We start from the raw sequence: 13,877 nt of genomic DNA, 5'->3' as shown, positions 1-13,877 counted from the left end.
ATGTAGACCGATTCAATGACACTTCTTCACCTCGACAAGAAAATCTTGTTCGGCGAACGTCCTGCCATGACTGTCAGTGCCGCTTGTGGATTCAGCACGCCCGACACCACATCGATGAAGTAGACCGACACGTTGTTGTCAGTGTTGTCCGCCACATACGCGAACTTCCCGTTCGGTTCTATAGCAATCGAGGCGGGACGATTTCCTGTGGGAATGGTTGGCGTCACTGCGGGTGCCAGCGCGCCGGTCAAGGCGTCCAGGGTATAGGCCGACACGTCATGGCTGTCCAGGTTCGCTACGTAGGCAAAGCGTCCCTTCGGGTCCACGGTGATGCTGAATGGAGCGCGACCTGTCGCAGGCGGTGTTGTTGCGAGCGGCGCCAGTGCGCCCGACACGGGATCGATGGAGTAAGCCAAGATGTTCCAGTCGCCCTGATTCAACACGTAGGCGAAGCGGCCGGAGGGATCCACAGCAATATCGCGGGCTCCGGCCCCGGCCGCCACGGTGGGGATCGCCATGGGACTCAGCGCACCGGACGTGGCATCGATGTTGAATGCCGACACGGTGGCGTCGCTGATGTTCGCCACATAGGCGAAGCGGCCCGTGGGGTCGATGGCAATACCGTAAGGCGCTCTGCCGGTCGCCACGGACGGCACCGCCATCGCGCTCAGCGCACCCGTCTCGGGGTCGATGTTGAAAGCCCGTACGCTGTTGCCCACCAAATTCACGAAGTAGGCGAAGCGACCAGTGGGATCCACCGCCATCCCCGCTGAGATTCCCCCCGCCGCCACAGTTGGGGCGGCGATGGGGTGCAGGTCGCCCGTCGTGCGATCGATCGCGTACGCCGACACGCCGTTGCCCAAAGCGCTCGACACGTAGACGAATCGGCCCGAGGGCTCGATGGTCAACGCGTACGGACTTGGCACCGACAGCGTTGCTGCCGGGCGCAGGGTGCCGGTCGTCGCATCGACGGCGTAGGCCGACACGCTGTCGCTGTTGCCGTTCGACACGTAGGCAAAGCGTGAAGGAGGCTCGGCGCAGACGACCTGGATGTCGCTCACCGTGGCCGCCGCGATCGTTCCGCTGCCGTTGCTTACGGTACACACGCGCGTCAGGATCTTCGACTGGGATTTGATCGACACAGCGTAGCTCGCACCATCGGCAAGCGGGGTCACAAAACTGAAGTGGCCATCGGTGGCGATGGGCAGGTTGTCACCTGCGTTGTTCTGCAGCACAAGCCCCGCGCCGAGCAGCCCCGTGACCTTGCCGCCGATCGCATAGGTCGGTGCGGGGGGAGTTGAGGCTGGAGGCGCTGGGGCAGGAGAGGGCGCGGGGGCGGAGGGCGGCACCGAGATCAGGGAGATCGGGAAAAAGCCGCCACCTCCACCCCCGCCGCACCCTGAAACGACTAGCGCCACCAGCGCGCCTGCGACGCGGAGAAGAATTTCGCTTGAGTGGAGCCGAGGCTCCGATCCGTGCCATCTCATGTTCTCGCAAGGCCCTGCCATTTGTTACGGCCGGCGATGTTAGTGAGCAACAGCGCAAACGGCCATACCCGAGAACTGGTAGACGTACCCTCACAGGTTGCCCCTCAGGTCGGGGACGGCGGCGCCACGCCAAGGCGATCGGCGGCAGCCTGAAGCGCTAGCTGCCGACGAGGTGTTGCAGTACTTGCGCGTCGAGATACCTCTTAACCTCGCGTCAGAAGTTCGAGCCTCTGACGAGAAGGCAGGCGCTGGTAGCGGATTTCCAGGTCACCGCGCCTGTGGCCGATTCATCGGGCCCGAAAGTCAAGAGGCGACTGCCTCGAATGTAGGCATTCCAGCGACGACCCGCATGAGTGTTGGCGCCGCCGAAGTTGTCCATGAGTTATCCACAAAGATTTCCACTGACTCATGGAACAACTTCCGGTCTGGTTGCCGGGAAGCCTTTCAGGTCGACGATCCGAGTTGTTCAGGTCTTCCTCGGATCGCAGGGGCAATCATTCTGGTGATGTCGGGGCGCAGTTTCCCGCTGCTTGATTCTTCGCCCCATAGGGCGGTAGCTCGGAGCCGGGCAGCCGGCTGCGCGGAGGCTGCAGCCCGTCCACGCGGGGGAACCCGCATGACAAGCGCGAAGCGCTCAGCGGCGTGGAAACCACCCACGGCCAGGCGGTCCTTCGAGAGAACTCTCCATAGACACGGGATCCAGCCGAACACCTTCGCGCTGTCCCCCTCGAGCCGCACCAGATAGACATTGGTGAAGTCGATCACCTTCTGCGCGCCGTCGACCTTGTAGATCGCTCTCCACGCCACGCGGGCGAGCCCGTGCAAATCGTCGATGGCCGAGATGTCCAGGTTGCGCACGGTCATCCGCTGCACGCCGGTGTCGCGGTAATGCTTGAACCCCTTCGCGGACACGCGCCTGAGTTCTTCATCGTTCTTGCCCGTGAAGACGCCGACGGGCGAGGCGGCAATGAAGCACGCGGCGTACAGCGCCGCCACGGCTTCGAGGTCGACTTCGCCGGTCAGCCCTGCGTTGAATTCCCGCTCATAGCGGTCGAACAACGCGCGCGTCGCGGATTGGATCGGGTGGGCTTCGGCTCCGTTGAGCATGATGGCGGGCGCTCCTTGTCGATGGCGTTTCCGACCGGATGCCCGTCATGTCATGCCCGTATCAAGGTCGAATTTCGGTGACCTTCGCACCCTGCACCGACGCACCCGCCTCCAGGCCCACATTGGTCATCACGAAAGCGACCACGGGTTGCCGGAAGGTGCTGCTGTCGACGACGCCGTTGGCACCGTAGCGTGCCAGCGCCACCGTCGCGTCGACGCCCACCGTCCAGCCCCGGCTCTGGCGGAACTTGTCCAGCGCCTCCCTGGAGGTGAACACGTAGAACACGGCCTTCGACTGCGCACCGGCCTGGAAGCCGATGGAGCCGGCGGTCGTGCTGTAGTAGCTCTGCGTGCGGCCGCCGCTGCGCAGGGCACCGCGGCCATAGTCGGCGCCGATGCCGAAGCTTCCGCCCACCACGGAGGGGAAGACCAGCACGCCCTGCGCGCCAGCGACGAGCGCGCGCGAACCGGCGACGGTGTCATAGAGCCGGGCCAGCGATGCGTCGACCTGGGCGTCGATGGCCGATGCCGACGAGGCCGGGATGTCGTTCGCTGCGCCGCTGGGGCGGGTGACCGTGCAACCGGTCACGGCGAGGCTCGCCGCGATGGCGGCGGCTGCAAGCAGGTGGAAAGGTGCGACGTGCATGGCAAGTCCTCCAGGAAGAAAGGGAAGGGACAGTGAATCGGGGTGAAGGACCTCGCCTGGTCAGACCTTCTCAGGCCTCGACGGGTTGCGAGATGCCACACAGCGCCTCGGCGGCCGGCTTGACCTTGGGCTCCTTCACCGCGACATCGGCCAGCGCCAGGATGCCCACCAGCCGCTTGTCGCGGTTGACGATGGGCAGGCGCCGGATCTGGTGCTCGGCCATGAGCTGCGCCGCATGATCGACGGCGTCGTCCTCGTAGGCCCAGCGGATGCCGTCCGACATGACGTCGCGCACCTTGGCGTTGCCGTCGTGTCCTTCGGCGATGCCGCGCACGGCAATGTCGCGGTCCGAGATCGCGCCGATCATGCGGTCGTTCTCGCCCACCGGCATCATCCCGAAGTCGCCGTCGCGCATGCGCCTGGCGGCCTCCGCGAGGGTGGCGTCGGGACTGATGACCTCGACATCGCGGGTCATCACAGCGTTGACTTTTCGCATCTGGAATCCTTTGAAGAAAAAGTAAGTTGGGCGGCCGTGGTTCATGGCAGAAAAAGGGGTGCGCACGGCGCTGAGCCGGCGCAGCTACAGGTCTAGTCTTCTGCGCGGCCCAAGGTGTAGGACAACCGCCGAAAAGCCGGTGGTGCAAAGGAAGAACGCGCGCATGCCGCAGCCCCATGTCGCGAAGGGCATGGGGCTCGCCGGGGTTGATGACCGTCGCTGATGCGTGCCCGCCACATCGCCCCCGCGGCGGCTGTGACCAATCGCGGCAATATCGTTACGGCCTGTTGAACGCGACGCCGAAGCCGCGTTCTCGATGCCGCGCGCGCGGCGGGCCGCTTCATCGGACCTTGCCCCGTGCGATGCCCGTGGGCCTTCGAGACAAACGCGATCACGCGCTGTTCCGCGCGTGCCGACACGCCCAGCCCGTGTCAACCCCCACCGCCGCAACACCTATGTAGGACTTCGCCCGGTTCGCGGCCGAAAAGTAGATGTGAAGTTCGCACATCTTGTTTCTCCCGGAAGCAGGACGGGCCGCGCTTTGGGCGTACCTTTATTGCACCGCAGCACGAAAAATCGAAGGCGCGGACTGAGGGGGCGGGAGGTTGATTCGAGTCTCTTTCTTCACCAGACGGCATGCCGTTCGCCGGCATGCCGTCGATGTTTCCAAGAGGTGGTTATGCGAGTGTCCAGACCCATTCCTTTTCCGTTGGAACCGGGCCGACCGCGCGCCCCGGGTGCCGGAAGTGCCCGGCGCCAGCGGGGCGCCTTCGTTCCCAAGCTGGCGGCCTATGCGCTGCTGGCCTTCGTGCTGTGGCTGATGGTCGCCACGCTGGTCGAGCCGCTCCTGTCCTCGCAGGCCACGCGCGCCGTGCTGCAGGCGCCGGTCGGCATCGTCACCTCGCCGATTAACGGCGTGGTGACGCAGATGGCGGTGCGCACGCGCGATGCGGTGGCGCCCGGCACGCTGGTGGCCACGGTGCGCAACCCGACCGTCAGCCAGGAGATCCTCACCACGCTGACCACGCAGCGCCTGGCCCTGCAGAGCCAGCTGTCGCAGCTGGGCAACCAGTACAAGTCCGACAGCCAGGAGATGCGCTCCATCGGCCAGCAGGCGCAGGTGACCCGTCAGGCCTCGCTGGCGCAGACCTGGGACGCGTGGGAGATCGCGCAGCGCCAGCGCGACGTGGCGCACAGCGTGGTGGCCGAGCAGGAGAACAAGGTGCGCACCAACGAGGCGCTGCTGAAAGAAGGCGCCATCAGCGAACAGGTGATGAACGCGTCCGAGGCCCAGCTGAGCACCGCGCGTGCCAATGCAGCGGTGGCCGAGCAGGCCTTCGCGGGACAGGCGCAGACGGTGGCGAGCGCGGGGCAGGGCGCCTTCGTGGGCACCAGCGGCAACAGCCTGTTCCAGACGCTCGCGAGCCGGCGTGAAGCGCTGCGCAACAGCAGCGACCGCGCGCGCCAGGACGGCACCGCGATCGTCAAGCAGCTCACGCAGATCACGCAGCTCGAGGACGAAGAGCGCCGCCGCGTCGACAAGCTCGCCGCCTACGAGGTCAAGGCGAGCCAGCCCGGCATGGTGCACACGGTGCTGGCGCCCGAGGGCGCGTATGTCACGGCGGGCTCCTCGCTGGTGCGCGTGACCGACTGCAGCCGGATCGGCGTCGTCGCCGTGTTTCCCGCGCGGCTGGCCAAGCGCCTGAGCGTCGGCTCCAAGCTCGACGTGAAGGTGGCGCAGAACGTCGACGTGCAGGCGCGCGTCGAGCAGCTGCTGCCCGTGGCCTCGGATGCGCTGCAGAGCACGTACAGCGTGCCCTTCCCCTTTGCCGAGCAGGGCTCGATCTATGCGGTGGCGCGCATCGAGGCGCCCGAGCCACCGCCCTCGGAAGACGGCAGCCGCCAGACCCTGTGCGTGCCGGGCAAGGTGGTCTCGGCCAGCCTCGCCAAGGCGTGAGAAAGCATGTCGCGCAGCCCGCCGAGAACGCCATGCCGATCCCTTTCTCTTTCCGTGCCGTGGCACGGTGCGCCGCCGCATCGATGGCGCTTGCCGGCATCACTGCTGCTGCCGCGCCTCCCTCTTCACCCGGTGCCACGCAGAAGGCCCTTGCGCGCGAGAGCTGCGACGGCCTGCGCCGCGCCGTCGCGCACGACCAGGGCGGCGCGACGTCGGGGCCGCTGTTCCTGACCAGCTACCGCCCGGCGAATGCGCAGGGCGAGCCGCCGTTCGAGCCCGCGCTGGCGGGCGCCGGCTTCACCTACGACAACGCGCTGGCCGGCATCGCGCTGCTGGCGTGCGGCGAGCGCGCCGCCGCGCGGCGCATCGGCGACGCCGTGGTGCGGGCCGTGGCGCACGACCAGACCATGCCCGACGGGCGCGTGCGCAACGCCTACCGCGCCGGCCCGGTCACCGAGGAAAAGCCCGCGCTGCCCGGCCGCTGGGACGCGGGGCGCAAGCAGTGGATCGCCGACGCCTACCAGGTCAGCACCGCCACCGGCAACGTGGCCTGGGCCGCGCTGTTGCTGCTGAACCTGCACCAGGCCGAACCGACGCCCGCCTACCTGGCGACCGCGCGCCGGCTGCTGGCCTGGACCGAGCAGAACACGCGCGCCCGGAACGGCCCCGACGGCTACAACGGCGGGCGCCACGGCTGGGATAACGCGCAGCGCGCGCAGACCTGGAAGTCGACCGAGCACAACCTGGACATCGCCATGGCGGCGGCGTGGGCTGCACGGGCGGTGCGCGCCGACGGCCAGCCGGACGGACCCGAGCCACGCCAGGCGCGCACCGCGCTCGATTTCGTGGGCCGCATGTGGAACCCGTCGGAGCAGCGCTTTCACATCGGCACCAAGGAGGATGGCGCCACGATCTCCACCGAAGGCTCCGGCCTCGATGCGCAGCTGTGGCCTTTGCTCGCGGCGCCCGAGGGCTCCTGCGCCTGGGTGCGCAGCCTCGACTGGGTCGAGAAGCACCACCGCGTCGGCGCGGGCTACGGTTTCTCGCGCGAGCCCGACGGCATCTGGACCGAAGGCAGCGCGCAGGCCGCCGCCACGCTGGTGGCCCGCAAGGGCGCGGCGCCCGAGGCGCTGTGGCAGCTGCTCGCCTCGCAGCGCGCCGGCAACGGCCTGTACTACGCCACGCCGAGCGCGCGCATCGCCACCGGCCTGGCCATCGGCCCCGATTCGACCGGTGCCGATTTCTTCTACTACCGCTGGCCGCACCTGGGCGCGACCGCCTGGATCGCCCTGGCCGCCACGGGTTTCAACCCCTTCACCGGCAAGACCGCCGCATCGGAAGTCCCCTCATGTCCAGCCTGATCGCCACACCGGAATTCCAGCTCAACGCCCTGGTCGGGGGGCTCGCCTTGCTCCTCATGACCTGGGCCAGGGTCGAGCGCATCACCCACCGCGTGCTGTTCGGCGCGCTCACCGCGTTGCTGCTGCTGCGCTACGCCGTCTGGCGCATCGTCGCCACCATGCCGCCCTCCGACCTGGGCTTCGAGACCCTGTTCGCCTGGGTGTTCCTGGGCTTCGAGCTCACGGCCATCGTCTACACGCTGATGTCGATCCACATGCTCATGCGGCGCCGCGACAACCGCGCGCAGGCCGACCGGGGCGAGGCCGCATTGCGCGAACGCCATGCGCGTGGCGAGGAGGTGCCGGCCGTCGATGTCTTCATCTGCACCTACAACGAAGAGCTGGCGGTGCTCGAGAAGACCATCATCGCCGCGCAGGCCATCGACTACCCGCGGCTGAACGTCTGGGTGCTCGACGACACCCGGCGCGACTGGCTGCGCGAGTACTGCGAGCGCCGCGGCGTGCACTACGCGCGGCGGCCCGACAACCGCCACGCCAAGGCCGGCAACCTCAACAACGGCCTGCGCCTGTCCGCGGGCGTGACCGACGCGCCGTTCATCCTCGTGCTCGACGCCGACTTCGCGCCGCAGCGCCAGATCGTCTACCGCATGCTCGGCCTGTTCGAGGACCGCCGCGTGGGGCTGGTGCAGACGCCGCAGTTCTATTACAACGCCGACCCCATCCAGCACAACCTGCGCGCCACCGACAGCTGGGTCGACGAGCAGCGCGTGTTCTTCGACGTGCTGCAGCCCGCCAAGGACGCGGTCGATTCGGCGTTCTGCGTGGGCACCTCGTTCATCGTGCGGCGCGACGCGATCACCGAGGCCGGCGGGTTCCCGGTCGGCAGCGTGTGCGAAGACATCCACACCACCTACCTGCTGCTGCGCCACGGCCGCATCACGCGCTGGCTGGGCGAGCGGCTGTCCAACGGGCTGTCGGCCGAGAGCATCATCGACTACATCAACCAGCGCAGCCGCTGGTGCCTGGGCACCGTGCAGCTCGCGCTGCTGCCCGACGGGCCCCTGCGCGGCCCGGGCTACAGCCTGTCGGCGCGGATGCACTTCCTGCACGGGCTGCTGCACTGGCTGGGCAAGCCCTTCATGGTGCTGGTGCTGCTGGCGCCGGCGCTGTACTGGTATGCCGGCGTCTCGGCCTTCCATGCCACGCCGCAGGCCTTCGCGGCCTACGGCCTGCCGTCGCTCGTGATGTTCTGGGCCTACAGCTACTGGGTCAGCCAGCGGCGCTGCCTGCCCGTGTTCAGCGAGGTGAGCCAGCTGGTGGCGGCGATGGCCGTGAGCGGCACGCTGGCGCGCGCGATGCTGAAGCCCTTCGGCCATCCGTTCAAGGTGACGGCCAAGGGGCTGGACCGCTCGCGCACCGTGGTGCACTGGAAGCTGGTGGCCGTCTTCGGCGGCCTGCTGGTGGCGCTGCAGGGCGCGGCCGCGATGGCGGCCCTGGGCGGCGAGGCGCTCACGCCGGGCGACCAGCTCAACCTCGTGTGGACCGGCATCGCGCTGGTGCTGTGCCTGAGTGCGCTCATGGCCTGCGTCGACCTGCCGCGCCCGCAGCAGGAAGAGCGCTTTCCCTGGCGTGCGCGGGCACGGGTGCGCACGGCGGCGGGCGAGGGCGAGTCGCGCTTCGTCAACATCGCGGCCGACGGCGCGCTGCTCGAAGGCCGGGGGCCGCTGAAGCGCCTGCGGGTCGGGCAGCTGCTGGAGGTGCATGTCGAGCCTGTCGGCTGGCTGCCGGCCCACCTCGCCGCGCGCGGCAGGGCGGGCGCCGAGCTGAAGTTCGCCGCCACCGAGGCGCAGCGCGAAGACCTGGTGCGCCATGTCTTCAACGTGCCGCCGAGCCACGTGGCCGTGCAGGTGCGGCCCTGGCAGGCGGCGTCGGCGCTGTTCGCGAGCGCGGGCATGCGCGCGCCGGGCGCGGGCTTCGCGCGGCTGTCGCTGCGCCTGCTCTTCGCGGTGCTGGCCGTGTGCATCGTGCTGGTGACGACCGGGTGCAACCTCACGCCGCCGCTCAAGAACCCCGACCTGACGGTGCCTTCGCAATGGCCTGCGGGCACGACGGCGCCGGGCACGCAGCCCGTGGACTGGCGCAGCTTCGTGCAGGACGAGGAGCTGCGCGGCCTGATCGCCACCGCGCTCGAGCAGAACCGCGACCTGCGCGCCTATGCCGCGAAGGCCCGCGAGGCGCGCGCGAACTATGCGGGCAACCGCGCTTCGCTGTTCCCGGCGCTGGGCCTGTCGGCGCATGCCCAGCGCGCGCAGACCACGCCGCAGGGCTCGCTCAGCCCGGTCGGCAACCTGCCGTCGGACGGGCGCGTGTCCAACAGCTTCGACGTGCAGGCGGGCGTGATGTCGTACGAGCTCGATTTCTTCGGCCGGCAGCAGAGCACCGCGCAACAAAGCGGCGCGCTCGCCGAGGCCGGCGACAAGGACCACGCGGCCGCGCGCATGAACCTGGTGGGCGAGGTGTCGAACGCCTACCTCACGCTGCGCGCCGACCGCGCCCTGCTCGCGCTGGCCGAGTCCAACGAGGCCGCGCTGAACGCCAATGCCGACACGATCGGTCGCGCCCGCGCCGTGGGCGGTGCCGCGCAACTCGACGTGTACCGGGTGCAGTCGCTGCGGCAGACCGCGCGCGTGCGGCAGGAGGAATACCGCATGCGTGTCGCGCAGGACCTGCAGTGGCTCAACGTGCTGGTGGGGCGCCCCGTGCCGCCCGAGACGGGCAGCGCGCGGCCCTGGCCCGAGCGCTCCACGGCGCAGGTCGCGGCCGGGTTGCCTTCGAGCCTGCTGCAGCGCCGGCCCGACCTGCTCGCGGCCTATGCGCGCGTCGAGGCCGCCAACGCCGGCGTGGGCGCGGCCAAGGCCGCGATGCTGCCGACCATTTCGCTCACGGCGCTGGCCGGCGGTGTCAGCAAGGAGCTGTCGACCTTGCTCAACAGCGGCAACAGCAGCTGGGCCGGCGTGCTGGGCGTGTCGCTGCCGATCTTCGACTGGGGCCGCCGGTCGGCCAACGTGAGCGCCAGCGAAGAGCGGCTGGCCGCCGCGATGGCCGGCTACGAATCGGCGGCGCAGGTCGCCTTTCGCGAGGTGGCCCACGCGCTGATCGCCAGCGACCATCTGCAGCCGCAGCTGGAGGCGCAACAGGCGCGCGTGCAGGTGCTCGAGAAAGTGGCCGGCATCTCGCGCACGCGTTTTCGCAGTGGCATGGAAGACTACTTCTCGAGCCAGGACGCGCAGCGCGAGCTCTACACCGGGCAGCAGCAGCTGATCGAACTGCAGCTCAAGGCGGCGGTGAACACCGTGAACCTGTACAAGGCCCTGGGCGGGGGCTGGGGCAGCGCGTAGCGCGGGGCGTTGGCGGAGGGCCGACCCGGCCGCGTGCGTGCGACCGGCGATTCAGTTCACTGAACCTCGTCGCACCACACCCTGAACCCATCCAGTTCGTTGGGCCCGAAGGTGTTGGACAGCGCGACGTCGCTGGCGTCGCGCCCTTGCGCGATCAGCACGCGTCCGATGCGGGGCACGTTGTTGCGTGCGTCGAAGGTGTACCAGCGGTCGCCCAGGAAGGCCTCGAACCAGCCCGCGAAATCCATCGTGCCGTGCGGCGGCGGCGTGCCGACATCGCCGAGGTAGCCGCTGCAATAGCGCGCCGGAATGTTCAGGCAGCGGCACAGCGTGATGGCCAGGTGCGCGTAGTCGCGGCACACGCCTTGCCCTTCCTTGAAGGCTTCGAACGCCGAGCGGGTGCGCCGCGCATGCTCGTAGCCGAACTCGATGTGCTGGTGCACGAAGTCGCACACCGCCTGCACGCGGCCCCAGCCGGTCGGGCCGTTGCCGAAGCGCTGCCAGGCGAAGTCGGACAGCAGGTCGGTTTCGCAGTACCGGCTGCCCAGCAGGTAGAGCAGGGTGGACTCGGGCAGGTACTCCACCGGCACCTGCGGCGCCGAGGGCACGACGATGTCGGGTGCGCCGCTGTCGTGGACCACGGTGTCGGTGCTCAGCACGAAGCGGCCCGCGGGGGCGACCAGGCGTGTACACCAGTTCCCGAACAGGTCACGGTACGCGGTGGTGGGAACGGCCGGTTTCGTGAGCAGGTGGTCCGGGCGCAGGAGGTCCGAGGCGCGCGAGTAGTGAATGCTGAGGGCCAGGATCATCGGCGTCGGCCGGGGAAACTGGTAGGCGATCTCGAAACCGAGCTGGATGTTCATCGTCCCATGATGCGCCTTCATTCGCGGGCGCGCGGGAATTCGCGGTGCGATGCCAGCGCGCGGCGGCTTTCAGGGGGAGTCGCCGGACCCCGACGTGGCGTGGCGTGGCGCTGCTCGGCATAGGCCTTCAGCGACCGCATGGTCCGGGGCAGTCCCTGTCGGACCTGCTTGGCGACGCCCGGCCCGAACAGGAAGGCCAGGGCGCCGGTGAACCACACGCGGTGCACCACGTCCGAGCCGCTGTCCGTTGCAGACACCGTGTGCTTGAAGTGCATGCGGAACAGGGGGATGTAGCCCTGCGCGGTGAACGACTGGCCCTCGGTGCGCTCCGTGACCACCATCGGGACGCCCATGCCTTTTTGCGGAACGATCCGGCCCTTGGTGCCCACGGCGAAGGGCCCGTCGAGCCGGGCTTGCTTGGTGTCCGGGTCCCACAGGTGCCATCGGTCGACCTCGCTCCAGATGCGGTCGATGACCCGGGGCGGGACGGCGATGTGGATGCGTTCTTCGATGTGCATGGGAGGAGGGGTTGAAGGGAGCGTGGAGCCTAACGCACGCGGCGCGTCATGCCTTGCGGCTCCAGTCGTCAGCGCTCCTTGCGCAGGATGGCTTCCAGCGCCTCCATGGCTTGCGATGCCGAGGGACTCAGGTAGCCGCCGGCGCGCCGCACGATGCCCACGCGGCGGGTCGATCGCCATCCGCCGACGGGGCTGACCGGCACGAACTGCGCCGCGACCGGCGGCTCTTTCAGCACCGAACGCGGCACCGGCATCAAGGCGCCCAGCGAGCGCACCAACGCCAGCTCGCGCTGGGACGAACGCGAGGTGCCCACCGGCTCGGGCGGGTCGAGCCGGTGCGCGCGGAAGTTCGCTTCGAACTCGGTGTGCGTCGACGTGCCGGGCGCCATGACGATCCACCGCGCCTGCGCGAGTTGGTCCCAGCCTACCTCGCGCCGGGTGCGTGCCAGCGGATGGCCGATCGGCGCCATGGGCAGCAGGGGGTCGTCCCGCAGGCCTTCCCATGCCAGCGCGGCCGCCGGTTTCTTGTGCAGGCCGGTCAGGGCGAACTCCAGCTCGCCCATGGCGACGGCCCGCGTGAGCGAGTCGGAGTTGCCACCCGACAGGTCCACGCGGATCCCGCGCTCGATGAGCGCAGCCACCACCGGCAGCACCCAGCGGTCGGGAATGCCGTCGCCGACACCGCAGCGCAGCACGCCGGCGCGCGCCTGCCGCAGGTCGCGCAGTTCCGCATGCAGGTCGGCGGCGTCCAGGTCGATGCGCTGCGCCCGCTTCAGGAAGGCCTGGCCCAGCTCGGTGGGGCGCATGCCCCGGGCCAGCCGTTCGAACAGCTTGACCTTGGTGGCGCGCTCGAGCCGCGTCACGGCCTTGCTCAGGGTGCCCGGTGACATGCCGAGGCAGGCCGAGGCATGGCTCAGGCCGCCTTCGCGCGCGATCACCACGGCCAGATGGAGGTCGTTCAAGTTCATGGTTTTCCAAAATGGAAAAGGTCGCCACGGAATGTAGGTTGCTGCGCGCCGGGCGGCAACCTATCGTTCAGCCCGGACACCACCAGGAGACACACCCATCATGCTTCGCAGTTCTTTCTTCCTGGGCGCCCTGTGCGCCTTGTGGGCCCTGGGGACTGGCTCGGCCTGCGCGCAGGCGGCCTATCCTTCGCGCCCCATCACGCTGGTGGTTCCGTTCGCCGCGGGCAGCGGCACCGACATCGGCGCGCGTGTGCTGGCCAAGGACCTGACGGACATCCTGAAGACGCCCGTCATCGTCGACAACAAGCAAGGCGCGAACGGCGCGCTGGGAACGGCGGCGGCCGCGCGCGCGAAGCCCGACGGGTACACATTGCTGATCGGCTCGGCCACGACCAACGCCGTCAATTTCTCGTTCTTCCCGGCCAGGCTCGGCTATGAACCCGGGTCGTTCGAGATGGTGGCGGGCCTGGGCACCAGCCCGATCTCGCTGTACGTCGCGGCCAACGCCAAGTGGCGCAACCTGGTCGACCTGATGGCCTACGGCAAGGCCCATCCGAGCGAGCTCAGGTGCGGCAGCGGCAACGCAGTGACGCAGGTGGCCTGCGAGATCTTTCGCAAGTCGGCGGGCATCGACGCCGTCACGGTTCCCTACAAGTCGAACCCGCAATCGCTGGCGGACCTGGCCGGCGGGCACATCGACTTCGCGTTTTCCGACGCGTCGGTGGCCAAGGTCTTCATCGACGGGAACAAGCTGAAGCCGCTGGCCGTGGCCGCCGCGCGGCGCTATCCGGCCACGCCGGACGTCGGCACGTTCCGCGAACAAGGCATTGCCGATTTCGAGATCACCGGATGGACCGCCGTGTTCGTGCCCGCGGGCACGCCCGCGCCCATCGTCGAGACGCTGCATGCGGCCATCCGCAAATCGTCGGCATCGCCGGAGTCGGTGCAACTGCGCGCCAGCAGCGGAACGCAGCCGCTGGCGTTCAATCTCGAAGAGGGCCGCCGCTTCGCCAGGGAAGAGATCGCCCGCTGGGCGCGTTATGTGAAGAACAGTGGCGTCAAGCCGGAGTGAAGCG

General features: G+C 68.9%; 11 protein-coding genes. 4 read left to right on the top strand and 7 right to left on the bottom strand.

Annotation, left to right across the window (positions count from 1 at the left end; genetic code table 11):
* Positions 1–26 precede the first annotated feature (26 nt).
* From FFI97_RS09210 to FFI97_RS09195, 4 genes are all read right to left on the bottom strand, one after another.
* Complete coding sequence (locus tag FFI97_RS09210; RefSeq protein ID WP_185993582.1) at positions 27–1,235, bottom strand: beta-propeller fold lactonase family protein; 1,209 nt, start codon at positions 1,233–1,235, stop codon at positions 27–29.
* Positions 1,236–1,931: 696 nt separating this feature from the next.
* Positions 1,932–2,594 (bottom strand): nuclear transport factor 2 family protein, encoded by a 663-nt coding sequence (locus FFI97_RS33585; protein WP_185993581.1) that lies wholly within the window; start codon positions 2,592–2,594, stop codon positions 1,932–1,934.
* A gap of 61 nt (positions 2,595–2,655) precedes the next feature.
* Entirely contained in the window at positions 2,656–3,240 is a 585-nt protein-coding gene (locus tag FFI97_RS09200; RefSeq protein ID WP_095744962.1) for a YSC84-related protein, read from the bottom strand.
* 70 nt (positions 3,241–3,310) lie between these two features.
* The gene (locus FFI97_RS09195; RefSeq protein WP_062480639.1) at positions 3,311–3,736 is read right to left on the bottom strand and encodes a CBS domain-containing protein; all 426 of its coding nucleotides are present in this window, start codon (positions 3,734–3,736) and stop codon (positions 3,311–3,313) included.
* Between the two features lie 709 nt (positions 3,737–4,445).
* On the opposite strand from FFI97_RS09195, the gene FFI97_RS09190 reads away from it, so the two are divergent.
* Genes FFI97_RS09190 through FFI97_RS09180 form a run of 3 tightly spaced genes read left to right on the top strand, consistent with a single transcriptional unit; the run spans position 4,446 to position 10,452 of the window.
* Positions 4,446–5,693, top strand: coding sequence for an HlyD family secretion protein (locus FFI97_RS09190; RefSeq protein ID WP_260684947.1), 1,248 nt, complete (start codon positions 4,446–4,448; stop codon positions 5,691–5,693).
* A gap of 32 nt (positions 5,694–5,725) precedes the next feature.
* Entirely contained in the window at positions 5,726–7,054 is a 1,329-nt protein-coding gene (locus FFI97_RS09185; protein WP_139701830.1) for a hypothetical protein, read from the top strand.
* Positions 7,042–10,452 (top strand): efflux transporter outer membrane subunit, encoded by a 3,411-nt coding sequence (locus FFI97_RS09180; RefSeq protein WP_139701734.1) that lies wholly within the window; start codon positions 7,042–7,044, stop codon positions 10,450–10,452. Before FFI97_RS09185 ends, FFI97_RS09180 begins: the two co-directional genes overlap by 13 nt.
* 56 nt (positions 10,453–10,508) lie before the next feature.
* On the opposite strand, the gene FFI97_RS09175 is transcribed toward FFI97_RS09180, so the two are convergent.
* The 3 genes from FFI97_RS09175 to FFI97_RS09165 form a co-directional block, all read right to left on the bottom strand.
* Positions 10,509–11,315: a transglutaminase-like domain-containing protein gene (locus tag FFI97_RS09175; protein WP_139701733.1), complete on the bottom strand. Its 807-nt coding sequence runs from the start codon at positions 11,313–11,315 to the stop codon at positions 10,509–10,511.
* Between the two features lie 17 nt (positions 11,316–11,332).
* On the bottom strand, positions 11,333–11,833 hold the full coding sequence (locus tag FFI97_RS09170; protein ID WP_139701732.1) for an SRPBCC family protein: 501 nt from the start codon (positions 11,831–11,833) through the stop codon (positions 11,333–11,335).
* A gap of 68 nt (positions 11,834–11,901) precedes the next feature.
* On the bottom strand, positions 11,902–12,801 hold the full coding sequence (locus FFI97_RS09165; protein WP_139701731.1) for a LysR family transcriptional regulator: 900 nt from the start codon (positions 12,799–12,801) through the stop codon (positions 11,902–11,904).
* A 100-nt stretch (positions 12,802–12,901) separates the two neighbouring features.
* Here FFI97_RS09165 and FFI97_RS09160 point away from each other — a divergent pair, with 100 nt between their 5' ends.
* A complete protein-coding gene (locus FFI97_RS09160; protein WP_139701730.1) occupies positions 12,902–13,873 on the top strand; it encodes a Bug family tripartite tricarboxylate transporter substrate binding protein in 972 nt (323 codons plus the stop codon).
* Positions 13,874–13,877 lie beyond the last annotated feature (4 nt).

It is taken from the genome of Variovorax sp. KBS0712 (assembly GCF_006323185.2).
GTDB lineage: Bacteria > Pseudomonadota > Gammaproteobacteria > Burkholderiales > Burkholderiaceae_C > Variovorax > Variovorax boronicumulans.
The sequence above is the reverse complement of the archived record's forward strand: the minus strand, read 5'-3'. Positions and strand labels throughout refer to the sequence as shown.

What these genes read in the sequence shown, in the direction of transcription:
- FFI97_RS09185 (WP_139701830.1), top strand. Translation starts at nt 5,726, where the DNA reads ATGCCGATCCCTTTCTCTTTCCGTGCCGTGGCACGGTGCGCCGCCGCA.
- FFI97_RS09180 (WP_139701734.1), top strand. Translation starts at nt 7,042, where the DNA reads ATGTCCAGCCTGATCGCCACACCGGAATTCCAGCTCAACGCCCTGGTC.
- FFI97_RS09170 (WP_139701732.1), bottom strand. Translation starts at nt 11,833, where the DNA reads ATGCACATCGAAGAACGCATCCACATCGCCGTCCCGCCCCGGGTCATC.
- FFI97_RS09165 (WP_139701731.1), bottom strand. Translation starts at nt 12,801, where the DNA reads ATGAACTTGAACGACCTCCATCTGGCCGTGGTGATCGCGCGCGAAGGC.
- FFI97_RS09200 (WP_095744962.1), bottom strand. Translation starts at nt 3,240, where the DNA reads ATGCACGTCGCACCTTTCCACCTGCTTGCAGCCGCCGCCATCGCGGCG.
- FFI97_RS09160 (WP_139701730.1), top strand. Translation starts at nt 12,902, where the DNA reads ATGCTTCGCAGTTCTTTCTTCCTGGGCGCCCTGTGCGCCTTGTGGGCC.
- FFI97_RS33585 (WP_185993581.1), bottom strand. Translation starts at nt 2,594, where the DNA reads ATGCTCAACGGAGCCGAAGCCCACCCGATCCAATCCGCGACGCGCGCG.
- FFI97_RS09175 (WP_139701733.1), bottom strand. Translation starts at nt 11,315, where the DNA reads ATGAACATCCAGCTCGGTTTCGAGATCGCCTACCAGTTTCCCCGGCCG.
- FFI97_RS09195 (WP_062480639.1), bottom strand. Translation starts at nt 3,736, where the DNA reads ATGCGAAAAGTCAACGCTGTGATGACCCGCGATGTCGAGGTCATCAGT.